The organism is Photorhabdus heterorhabditis (assembly GCF_018448905.1).
Taxonomy (GTDB): Bacteria; Pseudomonadota; Gammaproteobacteria; order Enterobacterales; family Enterobacteriaceae; genus Photorhabdus; species Photorhabdus heterorhabditis.
Genome location: NZ_RCWA01000023.1, coordinates 21,403 through 42,969 on the forward strand (window position 1 = coordinate 21,403; position 21,567 = coordinate 42,969).

The window sequence follows — 21,567 nt, forward strand, 5'->3', positions numbered from 1 at the left end:
ACATGCTATTATTCAATATTATGATTCTACATTAGATAGCGTTATCACCCGATCTGCACAGGCAATCGTCGATGGTCTGTGGGCAATAATTATCCGAGTTATCGATAAAGCTGAAATCGCAGCATTAATAGAAGCTTCATTATCAATATCTAAGTGACTAGTCGCTTCATCCATGAATAAAATATTGGGGCGACGATAAAGAGCTCTGGCAATCAATAAACGCTGTTTCTGACCACCTGATAAGCTCCCCCCTAACTCACTTAACATTGTTTCATACTTCATGGGTAATTTAAGAATATCTTGATGGATATTGCTCAATATGGCACATTTCTCAACCCATATTTCGTCTCTATTATCATCGAAACCAGAAATATTTTCGGAAATGCTACCAGCAAAAAGTTTATCTTCCTGTAAAACACAGGCAATATGCTTACGATAATTATTTAGCCCAACATCCATAATATTGATATTATTAAAAAGAATCTCACCATGAGTGGGTTCTATTAAGCCAGCCATTAATTTCATCAATGTAGTTTTACCGATACCAGAAGGACCAACAATAGCAACACTCTCACCAGATTCAAAGCAAAGATTGAGATTATTAATAATTGGCTTACCATATTCATCATATCGAAAAGTTAAGTTCCTGACCTCCAAAGAGGATGCCTTTTCTGGTGCCACAATACGACGTGATTCTTTTTGCTCTTCTGTTTTAGATAACGCAATATCGGAAATACGCTCATTATGTAACGACAACATTCTGAATTGCAGAGCAATGTTAATTAGATTAGCTGTCCTATCCGCAAACAACCCCCTATATGCATTAAATGCCACAAACATTCCTACGGTCATACTCTCATTAATCACTTGATTAGTCGCTAATCCAAGAATAGTAATTTGTTCTAATGTGACGATTAACGCATTGACTTCAGCAAAAATCATATCAAATTTATTAAGACGAATTTGAGAGTTACTTGCTTCTATATTGAGATTTAGCCATTGTTGTGAACGATGTTTGATAAGACCTAATACTTTCAATGTAGTAATCCCATACAATGTCTCCATTAAATGAGAATTTGACCGCGCATTTTTTACAATTTGCTCATGGGAAGCTTGTTGATAATATTCATAAGTTATTACCCGAAGTAAGGTATAAATAAGTGTAAATCCTACCACAACCCATAATAGCCAGCCGCCATATAATAACATCATGATAAAAACACCCGTTACCATGATACTATCAATAACTCCTCTTACCAAGGTATCGGTAAACGTATCGCGAATAACATCTAATGAATTAAAACGCGATTGAATATCCCCAAGTTTTCGTTTTTCAAAATAGACTAAAGGCAACCCCATTAAGTGATTAAATAAGCCATTTTTCCACTGTATTTCGATCAAAGCCCCCATAACAATAGAAAGCCAAGATCGAATTAAACTAGCAAATGTCCGAAAAACTGTAAAAACAATCAGTCCAAGGCAAATAAGAACTAATAGATCTTTATCCTTTGATAAAATCACATGGTCCATGACCAATTGCGTTCCAATCGGTAAGAGTATATTAACCAGCTCGACAATGATAGATAAGCTAATTAATTTTACCAGAAATGCCTTAACTCCTTGGACATTATTAAATAATTCTATAAGTCTTACTGGGTTTTGTATAGTTTTAACCTTAACTTTAAACTCATTATTAGGCCATAACTCAAGAGCCACGCCAGTAAAATGAGAGGCAACCTCTTTTAACCCGATAACTCTACGACCAAATTCTGGATCATGAATAATAAATCGTCCAAATCGAATATGGACTAATACGACAAAATGATTCATATCCCAATGTAAGATACAAGGCAATTTTAGATTATGTAATTCATCCAGCTCTAAACTTAACGCTCGTGACTGCATCCCTAAATTATTAACTATTTCACCCAAACCTGAAATATTTTTCTCCATATTAGAGGAACCAAAACGCTGCCGCAAAGAAGACAGTTCCACTTTAATACCAAAAGCATGCCCTACCATCGCAATACATGTTAAACCGCTCTCAGAGGCTTCATTTTGAATAATTTGAGGAACCTTTTGTTTGAAACCTAAATCCAATTTTTTGTAGATGTCTTTTAACATATCTATTTCCCTATGTCCTGTTCCGTAAGACTTGATTTAATGCCATAGAAAGGCGTAAACATCCATTGGTACAAATAGCGTTTTTCCAAAAATACCGTAGTTTGCGCACGCATATTACTACTAATTTCCATGGAATTGCCTTGGTAGATAAAGCGATTTTCATCAAGTGTTGCAGTGACTTTATAGTAGGATTGATTAGTCATCGTATTGGATATAATAGGAGAATTACTGTAGCTTTTTAGTTCCTGATATGAAGCAGCCACATTAGAAATTGAAATAATATGTCCACCAAACTGACCAAATTTTTCATAAGGAAAAGCATCATAGCGTATATTGACTCGATCACCAATCTTAACATAGGGAATACTATTATTTGGCAGCCAGAATACTAAATAATAAAGTCGATCTTTTCCTGGACTGAGTTGTGCTAAACTATCACCTGTGTTAATCATTTGTCCCGGCGTTACACTTAAGGATTCCACCAATCCATCATAAGGAGCCGTGACTAACATAGCTTCATTTAGATCGATATTAGCCAGTTTTATTTCCAATTCTGAACGTTGATATTGATATTCAGATATTCTGTTATCAAATTCAACAGCCGTGGTAATCATATCACTCTTCAATTTTTCCACTTGAAGTTGCGCTTGTATTTTTTGACTATAAATATTTTGATATATACCTTGTTGCTGATAGAAAAGAGATTTTTGATTTGCTAATTGATCTTTATTAATAAGCCCTTTATGTAGATATTTTGTGTAGGAATTGGAATATTTTTCCATTGTAGCCAATCCCTCTTGGGCATCTCTAAGCAAATTTTCTACCGTAGAAATCACCCTAAGATACTCATCAATTTGTTGCTGAATATTCTTAAGTGTTTGGTTTTTATCTTCCTCTATTTTGGCAATAATTTGCTCAGTCAACATAATTTGACGATTTATCGATAAACGAGACTTTATGCTGACATTGCCTGAATCACTAATTTTGCTGGAATCAATTTTATAAAGCTTTGTTCCCCTCGATACAAAATCACCAGGCTTAATATATTGATCTGTAACTATTCCCTGTGTTGTGGAAAACAAAGTTATCGTTTTAGGCGAAGTAATCACCTCTCCTACTACGTTAATGCGCCGGGTATAACTACCGAAAAATATCAGAAAAATTATGGATAACGCGATAACGGTAGAGAAGAAAAATACTAATGGTGCAGGAATGACAGAAATAATGTGGGCTTGACCAAGCCATGAGTTTTTATGATTTCTAACGGAATAATTATAAGGAGTAATATTGTGTTTCATATAGTTAATCCATGTTAATCGGTTAGTCGTCAGTAATAGTCAAGATCCTCTGATGTTCAGCATATACCCGTCATCTTTCAAGTTGCCTCTTTGTTGTCTGCACTCGCTCACCCCGGTCACAGAGTTATCTGTTATCTATGCTCCCGGGGATTCACTCCCTTGCGGTCGCGACGCATCTTGAAATCCATAGGGTATAGTGCAATTACCCATACAAATATTATGTGTATTATTACTACACATTTTCATAAAAAAAATCAATCGCTTTTGGAATGGGTTTGCTATAACTGGAGCCGATCAGGAAAGTAGAGATAAAAATATGTTAAAGGCTAAACTATTTCATACTTTCCATCATCTCCCCAAATACAGTGAAATTTTGTGAGACAAAACACATTTTAAAAAATAACCATTGCATTCACAAAAAAAGCGCGTATTTATAATAACCACAATATTTATAAGGTTTATCCGGGTTTAGTACTAGATATTTTAGTCCTACAGTTTATATTTATATAGATATGCCCGTATGACTCCAGCAGTACGTCAAGAAATATAACATAGTCGAACGAGCATAAATGAACTGATGATATTCAGTACAATATCAACCCGAAAACCATCGCAAAGTGGAAAGAATATCTATACCCATGATGCACCGATGGGGCCATAACAATGTATATGTAGCCTGAGGGACAGATCATGAATTTCATCAATGTAATAAAGCCTACTCATGTTTGTAATTTATCTTGTACTTATTGCTACAATGAAGATATCCGCAAGCCAATTATGACAGAAGAGACTTTGTCCAGAGTCATTTTCGAAACTTTTTCTTACGCAAATCATTTAGGATGTTTTTCCGGTGTTGAATTTATATGGCATGGTGGCGAACCATTTATACCAGGCATAAAATTCTACGAAAACGTTTTACGGTTACAAGAAAAATATTCAAATGGAATCTCATATATCAATTCCATACAAACTAACGGAACACTTCTAACTAATAAATGGGTTAGTTTTCTTTCAAATAATGATTTTCTTGTTAGTCTTTCTATTGATGGCCCGAAAGCATTACATGACGCAAACAGAATAGATAAAAAGGGAAATGGCAGTTTTGATCGTGTGATGTCTGGAATAAGAAAATTAAACCAAGCAAACCAAAAGTTTGGTAGCGTACTTGTAATTAATAAACAAAACAAAGAACATGTTGAAAATATATATGATTTTATGGTATCAGAAAAAATAGCATTCAATGTTATACCAATGACAAAGTCCGGTAGTGCTGTATGCTCTTATGAAGATTTAGGTTTAGAAGCAGACGAATATTATGAACCTTGGATTAAGTTATACGATTTATGGTTTGATGCTGAAAATGATAGATATACTTATATCTCTGATTTCGTCAGGAAAACACAAGCTATAATGGCAGGAAGGGCAGCTGACTGCATTGGGATGTCACAGTGCGGTAATGCAAACTGTTCCACAGATCCCCTTGGTGATATTTACCCTTGTGCCAGCTTATCAGGTCATCCAAATCTTATATATGGCAATATCAATAAAAGCTCGCTTTTAGAAATAATGAATTCTGACGTTGCTAAAGAATACCGGACAAGAAAACCAACTAAATACTGTAACGCATGCAAATGGCAACATGTTTGCCATGGCGGATGTCAAGCAAGATCATATAAATTCTTTTCGGGTAATTATCATGAGAGAGATTATTATTGCCCTAGTTTATATAAAATATATGAACATATTGAGAAGAAACTTGCCACTAAAGGTATAAAGGCAAGAGAGCCCTATCCTAATCATATGGATGATGGATTAGGAGGGACACCTGCTTATATAGAATCATATATAAGCAATAAGCACCATCCTATAGAAATAACTTTATTGTAAATAGGAGAATAGAAATGAAAAAGCTTAACAAAGCTAGCCAAAATAAAACCTGGAACAAAGCGCTTATAGATTGTGTCGGAAAAAAATCAAACTCACTACAAGGAAAACCTATTCGTTCTAATAAAGTTGAAAAGCTTGTGCAATCAGCAACTATTCCTTCATGGAACAGCAATGTACACTCATATAGATTTTAATTCCCGGTAATATAACAAGAGCCTATTAAGCACAATAGGCTCTTTATGAATTTATTTAAAGATAGCCACTTCAGATATATATAACCATTCCAATTAGACATCATATTTTCAGCATGATTCATGCTCATTATTACTGGCATCAAATATACCTGTTATCTTTCAAGTTGCCTCTTTGTTGGCTGCACTCACTCACCCCAGTCACATAGTTATCTATGCTCCTAGGGATTCGCTCCTTTGCCGTCGCGATGCATCTTGAAATCTATTAGGTATAAATTAACTGTGCCTGAGGATTAAAACAGCACATCTTAGCAAAAACTCAATACCTCAGGCACTTTATTTTTAAACAAATCTTAGATCACAGTACAGTATCAATTACACATTGGATAAAAGGTTTTACCTCTTCACTTCTTTTCTTATCTAAAGGTTTTTTTGTTTCATCGGAAACATCAAACTTTCCTTTAAATTTTCCATCTGCATTCGCCGTTTTTTTATCTGACTTTCCAGCAATACTAATTGTGTATGAATGCCCTTTGGGCAGTAAATCCGTACATTTACTCAAGGCACCTTTTTCATTTGCATGAATTTCATTATTAACATTATTTACTGATGTTTCCGCAAAAGAAAACGGAATGTAAGCCAAACCAAGTAATAAAGCATATGATAGAAATTTCATCTCTTTTCCTTATTTACTAAATTAATCTAACAATTAACAGTACTAACTAACACTAACCAACTAATCTTTCTTAAACTCCAGTATATCTCCAGGTTGACACTCCAAATATTGACATATAGCATTTAAAGTAGAAAATCTAATTCCCTTAATCTTTCCTTTTTTTAGTAACGAAAGATTCTGTTCGGTAATTCCTATTGATAACGCGAGATCTTTAGATTTAACCTTCCTCTTTGCCATCATGACATCCAGAGTAATATGAATTGACACAGTGTACCCCTATATAATACTCTGATTCTCAGCGTATATATCACAGGCTTGATAAAGAATACGAGAAATTATAGCCAGACAAGCTGAAAGAAAAAAAGCAACAAAATGGCCGGTGGTTAGACTTATCGACATAAAATGATTTCCCGCCGACTCATTCATCGTTAACCATAACGTTAGCAAAGGCTCACATAGAATATCTAACACACTCCAACCAATCACTCCCCAACCAGCAAATCCTAAATACCTTGCTGTTTTCTTTGAAAAGTAATCCCTTTGACTATAACTTCTAAACAGTTGATGTAAAGCCCACAAGCTAAATATTAATGATGACAACGGGATACTTGTTATGAGAATTCCACCAATAAGCTGCCACCAACTGAAAGAGTACATATCAAAGTTAGGTAATATTCTCTCCGTGAGAGAAAATCCAAGTCCATACTTCTCTAGGATCAATTCTGGTTTCAACCAACTAAAAATGTTAATTATAATAGCCACCGTGATGATTAACAAAGAAAATTTAGATATCACTAAGCTAAGGTTAGTCACTCGATCCAATTTTGAAGAGTCTGTCATACTTACCCCCATCACCAAACATGTTCACACTATAACCAAAAATGACCACAAAACAACATTTTCTTATCGTAAAACGATAATAATTTCACACCTTGGATTAGGACAATTAAGTAACAGATTGTTTTTTAAGCATCTTTGGGAAAGTAAAAATGAACCGATAAAGTGGACGAACAATTTTTTCTTATAGGCAACGGGTATGTGGATTCATTATCTGGAATAAACGCCTATTAGGATAAAGACTAAATACATCCGCTATCAAAATATCAACTCACTAAATAATTCACATTGCCAGTGTTATTAATAACAACTATAAAAACAACCATATTTACCGCTAATAAAAATAGCGATAAAAAACAATTATTAAAACCTGGGTATAATGAATAAACGGATTAATACACTATAATAGACAAAGAGCAATATATTTAAAAAATTCTTCAAACCCAAAGATAAACAAAGTGGAGATACATTATGTTGAATACAACTTATCAGATTCCATTTCCAAACTTCTTTTATTTCGAACTGATAAGAATGGAAGATTGTATACCATTATGAATGGCTAACAAATCTAATCCAAGAATCGAAAATATTCACGAATAACACAAAAATCCTATCACTACGCCTAAGGAATACGACGATGAAAAACGCCTCAACAATGCGAGCGCCAGTGAAACTACCACCAATGCCATCTGAAAGCATAGCCTTAAAAACCTATAAATCGGTCAACATGGCACGATCCCATCTGGAAGGGGACGAACTCCTTTTTACTGACAATGATGGCTTCGAACGAGCCATTCGGCATGGTTTTTTCCTCCTGGAAGCGCCATCCTATATGAATTTTGAATACGGAGAGCGATTTGCATACCATTTCTTTGAGCCCGCCACAGAAGGGGAGCTTCGGCCTTATACGGGATTCAAATCGTGCACTTTTTCTAACAATTACGAAGGTTATTCCGACAAAAAACATGATCAATGGGAAAGTTTCCGCATCACGCGGAAACACTGGAACCTCATTCCAACCGAAGTCGCAACACTTGGCCGCCAGATGGCACACGTAGGTATATGCATATTACGCTCAGTGTTAAATTATGTTGGCATTCCTCGCAGTGATTGGGAATTAGTCACAGGCGGCTGTTCAGAAGGGCTGGGAAACCAGAATATGGGGTTTAATCACTACCGATCAGAGAAAGCCACCCGTGGCTCCAAGTTTCATCGAGATGTAGGATGGGTAACAGTCCTAAGAACAACTGAGCGGGGTCTTTTGGCCTATATAGATGGTGAGCTTTTGGCTATCGATCCAGTTCCTGGCTACCTAATTATTAACTTTGGTAGTTCAATCGAAGTGCTGACAGAAAATTTAATCAAGAATGTTCGGGCTAGTATACATGGCGTTGTTCGTACCGAACGAAACGGGCAACGCGATAGAGTGTCATATACAACGTCTTTAGTCAGCAATCTGACTGGTAATATCTACAAATATGGTCCCAAAGGCCCAATCAGCGTTCAATCTGTCAAAGAATTTGTTGCTCAGGAAGTCACCCGGGCATACGATGATGATGATGATACTTTGTAGATTGCTTCCTTAACGAAAGCACCAAATATGTTAAAACTATTTTCTGGCAACCTGTTTACAACAAATTTTTCTCTATCTAAAAATCTGAAACCGAGAAAATAGGAATAGTGTAAACAGGTTTTTCCACGTGCTTTTGATTAACATTCACTTTGGTAAAAAATATCAGCGAATACGTATATCATGAATAAATATGACAAAGCGTTATAAGATTGAAAGAATTTTCTAATAAAATTATATTGTTAACAATATTGCCTATTCATCTCTTTAAGTTACCCATCATCAGCAAATGATGAAATAGCAGCATATGTGAGCAAGATCCAATTCGTAATAGAATGAAAAAAAACAAATTATTCCTACAACACAGAATAATTATGAAAAAACAACCTCTAATTAATAGGTATTCAATCAATTAACATTCTAATCATAAAAATTCTATAAACTTTCTACTGCAAGAGATAATTATATTAATCTCTTACAACGCTTAAACTCAAAATCTGAGTCTGAATTTATATGCCTATGAAATAACCATTATTAAACAAGAGATTATATTAAACAGATCGTTCATTATCCTCCTCAATGCCGATAATTACAGTAGAACCAATTCCAATTCTGGGAAAATTTCACCTATAAATTATCATATTTACAAAAACATAACAAAATGATTTATAAGATTTTTATTAAAAATAAATCTTTAATAAAAAATACATCGTATTTTTATTGTAGGAATTTGCATTTTAATTCTTTCTATGCCATATATTAATCACATAGATAAGAAATATTAATTATGTAAATGCATATATGGCGAGATTGTCACTTATAGCTATGACAAATAATTATATATCATTTCTTTTCTAAAAAACGGGCAATGTCGAGTGAAGGTAATTTCATTTCTTTAACCTACAATTGGACCAAATGGGAGGCTTAATATTTCTATCAAAATGACAAAAATAGAATTTTGACACCAGTAAAACCACTCCTCAATTTTCAAAAGAAGAAGATTGAAGAAATTATTTACAAATTTCATCTAAATTAATAGTCCTTTTACTACATTATCATAGGACCATAACCATGAAAACCTCATCAACAATGCGATCTACAATTAAACTACCACCAATGCCATCTGAAATAATCGCTGCAAAAACTTATAAATCAGCAAACATAGTACGCTCCCATTTAGAAGGAGACGACCTTATTTTTACTGATGATGATGGCTTTAACCAGGCTATTCGACATGGTTTTTTCCTTCTGAAGGTTCCATCATATATGGATTTTGAACACGGTGATCGATTTGCATACCACTTCTTTGAACCCGCCACAGAAGGAGAACTTCGTCCCTATACAGGATTCAAATCATGTACTTTTTCCAACGGCTACGAAGGTTATTTCGATAGAAAACATGATCAATGGGAAAATTTCTATCTCAAACGACAACACTGGGACTTAATTCCATCCGAGGTCGCAAAACTTGGTCGCCAAATGGCACACATAGGTATATGTATATTACGCTCAGTGTTAAATCATGTTGGTATTCCCCGTAGTGACTGGGAATTAGTCACTTGTGGTCTTTCCGAAGGACTTGGACACCAGATGTTTGGGTTTAATCATTACCGCTCAGAGAAAGCTACCCGAGGCTCCAAATTTCATCGAGATCTAGGATGGATAACTATCCTAAGAACAACTGAACGTGGGCTGTTGGCTTATATAGATGATGAGCTTTTAGCAATCGATCCGGTTCCTGGTTACCTGATCATTAACTTTGGTAGTTCAATCGAAGTGCTTACAGGAGACTTAACGACAAAAGTTCGGGCTAATGTACATGGCGTTGTTCGTACAGAACGAAATGGACAGCGTGATAGAATGTCATATGTGATGCTTTTAGATAATGATGAGGCTGGCGATATCTACAAATATAGTTCAAAAGGCCCGATCAAAGTTCAATCCGTCAAAGACTTTGCCATCCAAGAAGTTAATCGGGCATACGATAATGATGATAGCGTTTTATAAATATTTTCAGCACAATAAATCTAAAATATTGCAGTTTGAATATATACCCAATAGATTTCAAGTTGCAGCGCGGCGGCAAGAAAACGCATCCCCAGGAGCATAGATAACTCTGTGACTGGGGTAAGTGAACGCAGCCAACAAAGCAGCAGCTTGAAAGATGAAGGGTATAAATGATAGATATAAATAGGAATCCAGCAAACTATAAAACAGCAAACTTCCGACGTTATTAATAGATTTAATTATATAGTAAAAGATGGTTTCTTCTGGCAATCAGAATAACCTGTTTGCAACAAACTATTCTCTATCTAAAACCTAGAGAACAGGAATAGTACAAACAGGTTTTTCCACGTACCCCCTTAATAAACATGAAAAATATTTAATTATTTAAATAGTCTTAAAAGAATTTTTAAATAAAATTATGGGTTGTCTTAGATAAATAATTTGATCTAGGACAACTCCAATCAATATATATTAGACACATACAGCTATGTCACTTACCACTCGCATGATATTACCTCCTTAGATATACACTTTTATTGTATATCCACTCACTGACCCTCAGTAAAACTGTGTCATGACGTGGATTTACGATTTATTAAAATAACCACAATAATGGTTGAAAAAATACCTATAAATGTTGCAAAGAAAACAATGCTTGCGGAAAAAAAATAAGATATTGTGGAACCTATCAAAGGGCCAATAAACATGGAAAAACCAACAGAAATTGACGTTAAACCAAATATTTTAGCCGAGTTATCATTAGTTGCAAATTTCTGCATATAAATGGTAACAATAATATTATTCATAGACGATCCTATTCCTATTATTACCATTGCTAAAAACATAAGAAATAAATTGATTTCATCAGGAAACGAATCGTTAAATTGATTTGTTATTCCTATTAAAAGATACCCCAACCCCCACAAAAAGAATGAAAACAACATAATATTTAAAGATATGTTAATCTTATATTTTCCAAATACCAAACCAATTAAAACACCTGAAACACCAGAAAGACACATGGCAAAACTATAATGGCTTCCATTGAATCCCTGCTCCATAAAGCTAAGAGCTATTAAGCTATCTGATAAATAGCCAAAACAAGTTAAAGTGGAAATAACAATAAATGAAAACAATATTTTATTATCTTTCATTATATTAAAGTAATTAATTAGCGATATTTTGTTTTTTTTGCGGTTAACATCAATCAAAGGTTCTGAAACAAAAACATATAAGACTGCTGAAATAAAATAAAGCATTGATATTAAAATAAGAATCTGTTTTGTTGAGTAGTAGATAAGAATAAAACCTAAAAATAACGGGGCTAACATTTTGTATATTTGAAATAAAACTTGCCAATAACTAAAGTTTTTTTCAAACTTTTTGGTTGATATGTTTTTTAATATTAAAAAATTAGAAGGTCCTAAAAATAAACGAAGGATGTTTTTAATAAAAGAATAAAGAATATATATATTAATGTCATCAATATTGTATTGAAAAGTGGTAATAACACCACAAAGTAACGAAATGATAATAATGTACTTTTTGGGTTTTATATTTTCATCTACAAATGACGAAACATAGGGCGTTAGAAATAGTAACGATACAGCATATGAAATTGTATATAAAGATGAGTATATCGCTCCACCGTTCCAGTGATATGTGATTAATGTGAATGATATTATCATCTCCAAATACAAGGTGAAAGAATTTCCTGAGGAGGCTAATATTAATTTGCAAAATTGTCTATCCATCATTTTTCTCCAACTAAAATAGCCTCATTAAATATAGAGATTACAGTAATTAAATTTTTTTTGGCATTTCCACTTGAATAATATCCACTATTAATTTAATTACTGCATCTTTAGTTAAGGTATCAGTATCAATAATTTTCCAAGTGTCATCATAAAATGTCTGGCATTGATTAAAAACGTGTTTTTGATATTCTATAAAATCATATTTTTCATTTATCTCTAACTTTCCAGACTCACTAGATTTTAATATTTTCTTCCTTTTTTCAGCAATATTTGGAGGAACATCAAGATATATCACCATGTCTGGTTTTGTGTTTATCGATAGAACCGACTTACTTAATTTTGCTAATTCCGTGGATTTCAGTAAGAATCTTGCTAAATATTTATAATACCAACTATCACATATAATAATTTTACCTTGCAATAAACAAGGTTGAATAATTAAACTATCTAAAACAGCAAACCATGATGCTATCAATAAAATCCAATGCCGGTCACCAAGTTCACCCAATGGAGCAGAAATATCATAATCCCAAAGGACATCTCGTATTTTTCCCATATGATACATACTATACCCAGATGGTAGTAAAGGATAATTCTTATCTAAAAAAACAATATTATTATAATCTAGAGACAAAATATCATAAACTTCGCGTGAAATTGTTGATTTACCTGCACCATCATTTCCTTCAAAAGCTATAAATAAACCGCGTTTAATCATTTCTTTTTTCCCCGTAATACGCTTCAGTATCAAGTGAATTTCTACCACTACCGATAATAAATGGTTTGAATCCATATTTTTGATATAATTTATGCATCTCAGCATACGTTTTATAAATATCTTCAAAAATAGGTCTAGGGTGATTTTGATATTCAGAACCATGATCGGGATGAAAGACCGCTATTGCTGGAACTATGCCATTTTTTGAAAAAAAACCCATTCCTTGTACTAAATCATTTAAAGGTTCTAATCCCGCTACAAACCCAACATAAACATTGCCTTCACCTAACTCTGAAACAGCAGTCAGGTATGCTTCTAATAGATTATCTCTCCCGTAGTCCTGTGATTTACCAGGACATATCTGATCAAATAATTTAGGATTAAATATTTCTAAACTAATAGCCCAGCTATCAACGAATTCAGAAATTCCCTTTATTTTATTTAGATCTTTAGGGGGCATTGATATTAGATGGCTGTTAAGGTTGTTTTTTTCACAAAAAGGTTTTAGCGAAATTAATAATTGTTTGTGCATTTCAAAACCAAGATCATAATTACGAGTTGTCCCACCATTGATGAGTATTCTTTTATATCTATTAATGTTGTTAGCTTCTATTATATTCATAACTTCAATTACTTTTGACGGTCTAATAGACTTTTTATGATCTGATAAACTATTTCTAGCTTCACCTAATGAACAAAATTTACACTGACGACCATCATTAAAATAATAACAATGCCCTGGCGAGAAAAAACCCAAAGTTGTATCAACGTACACCGTGACGTATTCTTCTACTCTACTGCCATCTAAAAGTTCTATACCATATATGTCTGGTTTTATGGGAAATATAACTTTAAATAAAATGTTGTGGGCTTTTATATAAAAATTCCCATTTTTATATATTAAATCATAATCAGAATTTTCATTATAGTTACAGGCAATAATTGTACCATCGTCTAAAATAACTTCTTGAGGTACAGAATATGTTGTTTCTAATTTAGAGCTATCACTTGTTCCATACGCCCTTCTTTTTGGAATAAAATTTCGTTTACTATATTCATATATCACGTTTTTATCATATTTTAATCCAGAACATAACACTCTAATTTTTAATTCTATAGTATTCATTTTTATATCCTCATTAATTCTAATATTGTATCTCCTGCACTTTTAGAAGAAACAGCTATGATTGCTTTTTTCTCAAAAAATAAAGAATCTGTAGGTGATAGAGTATTATAACTATTTCCATCACGAGTCATTATATATCCCCCTGATTCCTCAAGGATTAGTTTAGCGGCTGCTATATCGACACAACGTTCGTGACCCATAAGTGATAAATCGAAGAATGCATGTAAAACGCCACTAGCGATCAAGCATATATCTAAACTTGAACAAGATGAGATTCTTACTTTATTTGCCTCATTAATAATTTTATTCTGAACCTCTGTATACTGATTATTTCTCGCCCTATGAAATGATACTCTCAAATCGTTTAGTTGAAATGAGGGGCTTGTATATATTCGCTTGCTGGTATATATGCTTTGTATATAAGAACCTTCTCCCAATGATGCTTTATATATAATGTCTCTTGGAATATCATATACCCAGCCCATAATGTATCTATCATTCTTGTAAACAGCTATTGATGTAGTATAGGCAGGATAACCCATAAGCAAGTTATGAGTACCATCAATAGGATCAATTAGTAAGGAAACTTTATCTTTAATATTTACAGATTGTGATTCAGAATCGTCTTCTGAAATAATGGTGACCTTGAGTTCTGATTTATCCAAGTGCTCGTAAATTATATTATTTAAAATGATATCTATTTCTACCGTTTCGCCACAGTATTTGTTATCATATCCGATATGAATAGTGGAAAGCTTAGCAAGCCATATTCTACGAATCTCTTCTCTGAGTTTGTGAAAGTGTATTTCTAAATAATTACTAACTTCATTATTGAATATATACCTCATGTGACATGTTCTCCCAAATAAATGAGTTTTTTATGCCAATCCTCGGCTGTTAAATATATTATTGTCTTTTTTACATCAAATAATCTACCTGCATAAATTGCATAATCTGACGATGAAAATGCCCCTAATGTTTTTGGAGAAAATGATACTTTATATATTTTCGATTTGTACCCAACTAAATTTACAAGCATCTTGTAAGCTAATTGAATACTGCCTCCTGTGTAGGATTTATCAATTATCAGCCAACTTTCGTTTTCTTTTCCTTTAAATTTTGGGTATATTTCATTGAATAATTTTCTTTTATGCAGTAAACCACTATCATTTTCACGATGTATTTCGCAGAAATATATATTTTTGTCTAGTGTTTTTGCATGATAAGATAACGCAAGGGGGATTCCTCCCGAAATAATAAATAATTTGTTTTTAGCTATCGTAAAAACCTTATCCCACAGGTAATGATCTTGGTAAATGTTTTCTATGTTTAATGTAGGGCAAGTTTCCAATGAAAATAAATTAATACTTTTACTGTATTCGTAACGAAACTCATCATATAAATCAATTGTTTTTTGTGGGGCATCTTTTAATTTTACTGATTTATCAAGTCCTCTTGAGTATATTAATTCTAATTTGTTTGTTATTCCTTTATTTATTATTGTGGATAGGATGTTTTCTTTATTTATTTTTAACTCACATAGTTCAGTACCATATAAGGCTAATTCAGGATCTAAACCATATCCATCTACTAAGTTACCTATGTCAGAGGTAAGTTTATTTATATTTAAATAATCAACTAGTTCATCCCAAATATGTATTATTTCAGTACTTGATAATCTTGATATGGGTGATGACAAATTACTTAAGTCCATTAACATTTCTTCTGCATCGCGTAGATGAAATATTGTTTCTTGTAATTAGCATCCATTGTTTATTTGGTTCAAATATTCTTGAATATTATTAGTTTTAGTTCCCTTTAATGTTCTCCAGCAGTGGTGCTTACTTATAATCTTTATTCTTTCCATGGCATTCCCCATATGTACTATACCCTTCATCTTTCAAGTTGCTGCTTTGTTGGCTGCGTTCTCTTGCCGCCGCGCTGCAATTTGAAATCTATTGGGTATATTCATGTTAATGCCCCTAGTCTTTCGAATTCCGATATATAAAAATTAGCATTTGCATTAGTTATTCCAAGTTTTTTTAATTCTGAAACAACTTCAAACTCTGTTTTTTCATTATCTATTACTAACCAAACTTTATATGCATCCAAATTAATTTCACATAATGCTTTTTTTGCGAAAAGTATTAACTTCCCATCCTTGTACAAGACTCTGTACCATAAATTTTTTACTATTGGTTTATTATCTTCATCTGATAATGAAATGTCAGATGTATTAGCTATTCTTTTTTTTGCAAAAGATACATTGTAACTAAAAATATCTTTTCCTTGACAATAGTCTAAAGTTAATTGCCACATTTTAGCAACTGAATTTATGTAATCAATTGTTGAAACATCATTGATTACATTAAATTTCGAACAAACCATCAAGTATATAGATGTTATTGGATGGTCTTTTCCAAATACCTTCATTGCATTTTGATAGCGCCACTTTATTAAAGTGGATGTATTTTTACTCGAAGCCAAAATATAATCCATTGCTGAATTAACTGTTCGTTCAAAGTTGAATGCCGCTGATATCAGGTCATTATTTAAAATATTCCCAATCCCATCGGAAAAACACTTTTCTCCAAAGTTTTTTGCTTTGGTCTTAAGTATTTCACATAATTTAGTTTTATTTATACCTCCTTTTAACTTGTTAAAATTATTTGATTTTATAATCGATTCCCCTGTTAGTATCCTATGAGATAAATGTAATTTATACCAATCGGAATTTGAGCTTCCATTGTTGATTATCTTCATGATTTCTTTTATCTCTTTTAAAGAGATTATTGTCACTTCTAACATTCCTATATCGGATGGTATAAATATCTCTTCGCATTCTATTTCTCGTTCTCCCTCCAATATAACATAGACATCATAATCAGATTTTGGTGTTGAAAACCCTTCAATGACTGAGCCTGACAAGTAACAAGTATACAGATCAGTATCATTAAATTTTTTATTTATTATTACTGTTATTTCCCTTTTTACGTTAATAATGTCCATGTTTTATGTTTTACCTTATAAATGAAAGGACAAATAAAGGAATAAAGGTTATGACATACCTTTATTCCTTATTCTATTAATTAGGGGATGAGCTCATTAAACCATTATCATAATTTAATTTTTCATCATCAGTTAGCGGCCTAAATGCCTGTGCTATTATCACATTCATTATATGCTCCTATAGGATTTTTTTAAAAATATACCAAATCAAAATTTAATTCAGCATAGTAATAATAACAACTTTTTTTATTTCAGTTATGTAATAGTTAAATGTTTGTGAATTACATCACAACTAAAAATATAACCCATTGAAAAAACTTAAATTATTTATTGCTTTTTGCGATAAAAAGTGTATCAAGCTTGGTATGCTTTCCAATAGGTTAATTTGACGTAATCATCTGAATTTATTGTTATTATTTTTTCGGTCATGTATTCAATGCGGTGTTCATCATGTAAGATTCTGTCATTTATTAAAAGAATTCTTGATGGCCAAAATACACGTTTTTATTATCCTTTCAGGTCACCGTATTCTTCGTTGGCGTAACCGGAATTCATGCTGTCATCCACGCTTCCCCTCTTACAGTAACCGTCGAAACAACAGCATTTGCTACTCGGAACTTGAGCGGGTATACGATAATGATAGTGACGCTTTGTAGATATTTTCTGCACAATAAATTGGTGTTATAACGCAGATTTGAGCTGACAGATACCTTTATATCAGTGTCTGTCAGGTTAAATCGGCAGGTGAACCTCGATCCCTCTCGGGCTCACAAATCCTTAGATATACCTGTTATCTTTCAAGCTGCTGCTTTGTTGGCTGCATCACTCACCCCAGTCACATCGTTATCTATGCTCCCGGGGATTCGCTCCCTTGCCACCGCGCTGCAATTTGAAATCTATTGGGTATATGAGAATGGATTTTGAATAACCAAGCTGTCTTCCAACATCTGCCCGTGATTCATGTCTTCACTATAGAGCGCCCGACAACCTGCGATGACCGCGGCCGCCACAATACAAGAATCGTAGAATGACAAGTGATAACGCTCTGCAATAAACCTAGCTCGGTCATGAACTTCAACCGTAAGAGGCACGATTTTGCAAAAACTACGTACAATATCGAGGAACTCCGCTATCTCTTCCCAACTCATCTTAAGTTTACGCACACACACGTGCGCCACTTCATTGAGCACCTGCACACTGATGACCGGATTCGCCTTCAGCAACGCTTCGGCACTATCGGCCTTGAGCACATCTTGGGACAGCAGGTACAGCACCACATTGCTGTCGATGAAACCGCAAGACTTAGCCCCTGTCATTCGCTTCATCTCTGCTGAACTTGAAATCTGCCGGCAACTTACCGCGGAATGTCCGAAGACGCTCCAACAACACCTCAGATCCAGGCTTCTTGCATACCGCAAAGGTACGCGGATCATCCACTACAATCTCAATATCATCACCTTCACGCAATTCCAGAATTTCAACTAAGCTAGCCGGCAGACGTATGGCAAGGCTGTTACCCCATTTTGCTACTTGCATAATATTACCTCCTTAGATATACATTTTTATTGTATATCCATTCTTGCAAAATACAAGCTTACCAAATGTATCTCACCCGAATACGGGAAAGACTTTTACCAAATTTCCTGTGACTAAAAGAATGTATATACCCAATAGATTTCAAGTTGCAGCGCGGCGGCAAGGGAGCGAATCCCCGGGAGCATAGATAATTATGTGACCGGGGTGAGTGATGCAGCCAACAAAGCAGCAACTTGAAAGATGAAGGGTATAAATCTTTTTCCTCTGGCTTTTTTCCCCGCCAGCATATTGGGCGGGGTCGTTATGAGTTATCTTGTTCCGAAAAGCATTAATTAAACTTTCAGTTACAGCCAGAAGAACCAGGCAAATAGAGAAATGATCATGATACAAGCAATATTCAAAACTATCCCCACTCTTACCATTTCAGTCTGTTTGATATGACCAGAGCCAAAAACAATCGCATTAGGCGGTGTGGCAACCGGCAGCATAAAAGCACAAGACGCTCCAAAGCCGATAATCAGTGTCAACGTCACCACCGGCATACCCAATGCTTCCGCAACTGTTGCAAATACTGGCACCAACAAAGCTGCACTCGCTGTATTACTGGTAAATTCAGTCAGGAAGATAATAAACGCAGCCACCGCAACAATGATCACAAACCAATGGCTTGCACCGAAAGTAGCAGCCATACCATTCGCCATAATTTCACTGGCACCTGAGTTTTTCAGAATGGCACTTAAAGTCAGGCCACCACCGAACAACATCAATACGCCCCACTCGGTGTTATTCTGAATCTGAGACCAACTCGCAACACCGGTTACACCAATCAGAATAGCGGCACTGACAGCGATAATGGTATCCAGATCTTTCACCCCTCCCAGAGCGGAGCTAATCGCAGTACTAGAGATCCAGCAAAACACCGCAGACAGAAAAATCAGCATGGTCATCAAACGCTTGCCAGTCCAATCTAATTTCTCCAACTTCATGTCGAATTTATGATTCAAATTCGGGCGCAACATTAGATACATGACACCCACCATCATTGGCATCAAAATCACAACCAGAGGAACACCAAATTTCATCCAACTAAAAAAATCAATTCCCAGTTGAGCCGCCGCAATCGCGTTTGGTGGGCTACCGACCAGCGTACCTAAACCACCAATACTTGCACTATAAGCAACACCCAGCAATACAAACACAAAAGTATGACGTTCAGAGCGTGTATCTAAATTAGACAAAATCCCTAATACTAATGGCAACATCATGGCAGCTGTCGCTGTGTTACTGATCCACATGGAAAGGCCAGCGGTAACACCAAACAACAACATCACCGCTACAGACAAACGCCCACGAGCAATCATCAGCAGACGGTTGGCGATCAGTCTATCTAGTCCTTGTATATGAAGTGCCGTTGCCAGTGCAAAGCCACCAAAAAACAGAAAGATAATGGGATTAGCAAAAGATTTCAGTGCATCTCCCGTATTCATCAATCCCATGCCAACAGCCAGAATTGGAATACATAACGCAGTAATCGTGACGTGAATAGCTTCAGTCAGCCACAGCACACCAACAAATACCATCAATGCCAAACCCGCATTAGCTTTTTCACCAAACGGCAAAGTATTGAGCAAGATAAACAGTAATAAAATATCCGCAGCCAGAATAATTAAGCCTTTTTTATTAGAAAAATTTGGCTTCATGGCTGGAGTTAAAGATTCAGAAGCATCCATGGTGACTCCATTAGCGCCGGTGATATCTGATCCACCATTGCTACAATTGTTAAAAAAATACAAGGCGTGTGAATATAAGGAGTCTGCCCTAAGAAGAAAATGCAGTTTTTTGAATTTTGAGATCTAAAGCGTGGGAATGGGGTCAATTAAATCATAACAGATGTTATTTCATACAAATTTTTGTTGTTATATCACATTATTACATCTTTATAGGTATAGGAAATATTTACGTTTTATGCAGGTTTTCTGAGTACAAAATCCGATGCGTTTTACCTTTACTAATTACCTATTAAATCGTAAAAGTGATAAACTCACATAAAAATTATTATAGTTAACAGTTTAATATGATGGGTGAAATTATGAATGATAAAAGTATGAGTTTCTCTGTAAACAAGGATCTGGATGTTCATTCAAAAAGTTTTGATGCCTTCATATCATATATGGAAAACAGCAACGATCTTTGGGTTATAAAAGACAACGAATCCCGATTCGTCTATGTTAATGATGCTACGCTTTATTACAGTGGCCTGCCTAAGGGGTTTAACATAGAAGGTAAGCTTGATAGTGAATGTCCAGCACCGTGGGCTGAGTTTGCAGATATTATACAAGCTAATGATAAAAACGTAATGACTAGTTTAAAAACCATTCCGGTACTAAATACCTTAACTTATGGCGGGAAGCAAAAAATAATCCAACCATTTTTAGCCAATGTCACACCGCTAATGAAGGATGGAAAATGTATTGGGGTTGTTGGTCACGGTAAAAAACTAGAAATTTATTCCATGTATCATTTTGAAAATAATAGACATCCTGATTCATTAACTCTTGGCACACCAACTGATTTATTTACTGATAGAGAGTTCGATATCGTATTTTTTGCGTTGCAATCACTCAGCGCCAAAGATATAGCTAGAAAATTAGGCATTTCATATAGAACGGTACAAAGTCGGTTACAATTAATTTATCAAAAAATAGGGATAAATTCATTAAGCCAGTTAAAAGAATTTTGCCGGGGTAAGGGGTATAATAACTATGCGCCTACCCGATTTATTAATCCTAACCCCTATATACCTCTGGCATAATAATGCACAACATCGTTGT

19 protein-coding genes are annotated in these 21,567 nt (G+C 34.5%); 5 read left to right on the forward strand and 14 right to left on the reverse strand.

The annotated features are described in order from the left end of the window. Positions 1-18: 18 nt before the first annotated feature. Both EAE89_RS14505 and EAE89_RS14510 read right to left on the reverse strand, forming a co-directional pair. A complete protein-coding gene (locus EAE89_RS14505; RefSeq protein ID WP_214086112.1) occupies positions 19-2,124 on the reverse strand; it encodes a peptidase domain-containing ABC transporter in 2,106 nt (701 codons plus the stop codon). A gap of 2 nt (positions 2,125-2,126) precedes the next feature. Continuing rightward, complete coding sequence (locus EAE89_RS14510) at positions 2,127-3,422, reverse strand: HlyD family secretion protein (RefSeq protein WP_149617346.1); 1,296 nt, start codon at positions 3,420-3,422, stop codon at positions 2,127-2,129. Positions 3,423-4,112: 690 nt separating this feature from the next. Here EAE89_RS14510 and dynA point away from each other — a divergent pair. Continuing rightward, the gene (dynA, locus tag EAE89_RS14515) at positions 4,113-5,309 is read left to right on the forward strand and encodes a dynobactin maturation radical SAM/SPASM protein DynA (RefSeq protein ID WP_149617347.1); all 1,197 of its coding nucleotides are present in this window, start codon (positions 4,113-4,115) and stop codon (positions 5,307-5,309) included. Positions 5,310-5,323: 14 nt separating this feature from the next. Then, a complete protein-coding gene (gene dynB / locus EAE89_RS14520; protein ID WP_054479957.1) occupies positions 5,324-5,503 on the forward strand; it encodes a dynobactin A family peptide antibiotic in 180 nt (59 codons plus the stop codon). A 355-nt stretch (positions 5,504-5,858) separates the two neighbouring features. Here dynB and EAE89_RS23650 read toward each other — a convergent pair whose 3' ends face one another. From EAE89_RS23650 to EAE89_RS14535, 3 genes are read right to left on the reverse strand one after another with little or no spacing between them, the layout of a single operon-like run. Then, positions 5,859-6,176: a hypothetical protein gene (locus EAE89_RS23650; protein ID WP_235525485.1), complete on the reverse strand. Its 318-nt coding sequence runs from the start codon at positions 6,174-6,176 to the stop codon at positions 5,859-5,861. 60 nt (positions 6,177-6,236) lie between these two features. Beyond that, positions 6,237-6,443, reverse strand: a complete 207-nt coding sequence (locus EAE89_RS14530) for a helix-turn-helix domain-containing protein (RefSeq protein ID WP_054479956.1) — start codon at positions 6,441-6,443, stop codon at positions 6,237-6,239. A gap of 9 nt (positions 6,444-6,452) precedes the next feature. After that, positions 6,453-7,016 carry a DUF2975 domain-containing protein gene (locus tag EAE89_RS14535; protein ID WP_054479955.1) on the reverse strand — a complete coding sequence of 188 codons (564 nt, stop codon included), beginning with the start codon at positions 7,014-7,016 and terminating at the stop codon, positions 6,453-6,455. Between the two features lie 724 nt (positions 7,017-7,740). On the opposite strand from EAE89_RS14535, the gene EAE89_RS14540 reads away from it, so the two are divergent. Together EAE89_RS14540 and EAE89_RS14545 are read left to right on the forward strand one after the other, a co-directional pair. After that, on the forward strand, positions 7,741-8,586 hold the full coding sequence (locus EAE89_RS14540) for a 2OG-Fe(II) oxygenase family protein (RefSeq protein WP_244866470.1): 846 nt from the start codon (positions 7,741-7,743) through the stop codon (positions 8,584-8,586). A gap of 1,068 nt (positions 8,587-9,654) precedes the next feature. After that, positions 9,655-10,590 carry a 2OG-Fe(II) oxygenase family protein gene (locus EAE89_RS14545; RefSeq protein ID WP_054479953.1) on the forward strand — a complete coding sequence of 312 codons (936 nt, stop codon included), beginning with the start codon at positions 9,655-9,657 and terminating at the stop codon, positions 10,588-10,590. A 572-nt stretch (positions 10,591-11,162) separates the two neighbouring features. Here EAE89_RS14545 and EAE89_RS14550 read toward each other — a convergent pair. From EAE89_RS14550 to EAE89_RS14590, 9 genes are all read right to left on the reverse strand, one after another. Next, on the reverse strand, positions 11,163-12,344 hold the full coding sequence (locus EAE89_RS14550) for an MFS transporter (protein ID WP_235525483.1): 1,182 nt from the start codon (positions 12,342-12,344) through the stop codon (positions 11,163-11,165). 49 nt (positions 12,345-12,393) lie between these two features. After that, positions 12,394-13,065 (reverse strand): dTMP kinase, encoded by a 672-nt coding sequence (locus EAE89_RS14555; protein ID WP_214086114.1) that lies wholly within the window; start codon positions 13,063-13,065, stop codon positions 12,394-12,396. Beyond that, positions 13,058-14,191: a radical SAM protein gene (locus tag EAE89_RS14560; protein WP_214086115.1), complete on the reverse strand. Its 1,134-nt coding sequence runs from the start codon at positions 14,189-14,191 to the stop codon at positions 13,058-13,060. Before EAE89_RS14560 ends, EAE89_RS14555 begins: the two co-directional genes overlap by 8 nt. A gap of 2 nt (positions 14,192-14,193) precedes the next feature. Continuing rightward, entirely contained in the window at positions 14,194-15,039 is an 846-nt protein-coding gene (locus EAE89_RS14565; protein WP_214086116.1) for an inositol monophosphatase family protein, read from the reverse strand. Beyond that, complete coding sequence (locus tag EAE89_RS14570; RefSeq protein ID WP_214086117.1) at positions 15,036-15,905, reverse strand: hypothetical protein; 870 nt, start codon at positions 15,903-15,905, stop codon at positions 15,036-15,038. The genes EAE89_RS14565 and EAE89_RS14570 overlap by 4 nt, the downstream gene beginning before the upstream one ends. A gap of 254 nt (positions 15,906-16,159) precedes the next feature. Beyond that, entirely contained in the window at positions 16,160-17,200 is a 1,041-nt protein-coding gene (locus EAE89_RS14575; RefSeq protein ID WP_214086118.1) for a hypothetical protein, read from the reverse strand. A gap of 896 nt (positions 17,201-18,096) precedes the next feature. Further along, positions 18,097-18,516, reverse strand: a complete 420-nt coding sequence (locus EAE89_RS14580; protein WP_214086119.1) for a PIN domain-containing protein — start codon at positions 18,514-18,516, stop codon at positions 18,097-18,099. Continuing rightward, on the reverse strand, positions 18,503-18,736 hold the full coding sequence (locus EAE89_RS14585; RefSeq protein ID WP_065822274.1) for an AbrB/MazE/SpoVT family DNA-binding domain-containing protein: 234 nt from the start codon (positions 18,734-18,736) through the stop codon (positions 18,503-18,505). The genes EAE89_RS14580 and EAE89_RS14585 overlap by 14 nt, the downstream gene beginning before the upstream one ends. A 344-nt stretch (positions 18,737-19,080) precedes the next feature. Beyond that, positions 19,081-20,466 (reverse strand): DASS family sodium-coupled anion symporter, encoded by a 1,386-nt coding sequence (locus EAE89_RS14590; protein ID WP_149617574.1) that lies wholly within the window; start codon positions 20,464-20,466, stop codon positions 19,081-19,083. A gap of 359 nt (positions 20,467-20,825) precedes the next feature. Here EAE89_RS14590 and EAE89_RS14595 point away from each other — a divergent pair, with 359 nt between their 5' ends. Beyond that, positions 20,826-21,548, forward strand: coding sequence for a helix-turn-helix transcriptional regulator (locus EAE89_RS14595; RefSeq protein WP_214086120.1), 723 nt, complete (start codon positions 20,826-20,828; stop codon positions 21,546-21,548). Positions 21,549-21,567: the final 19 nt, after the last annotated feature.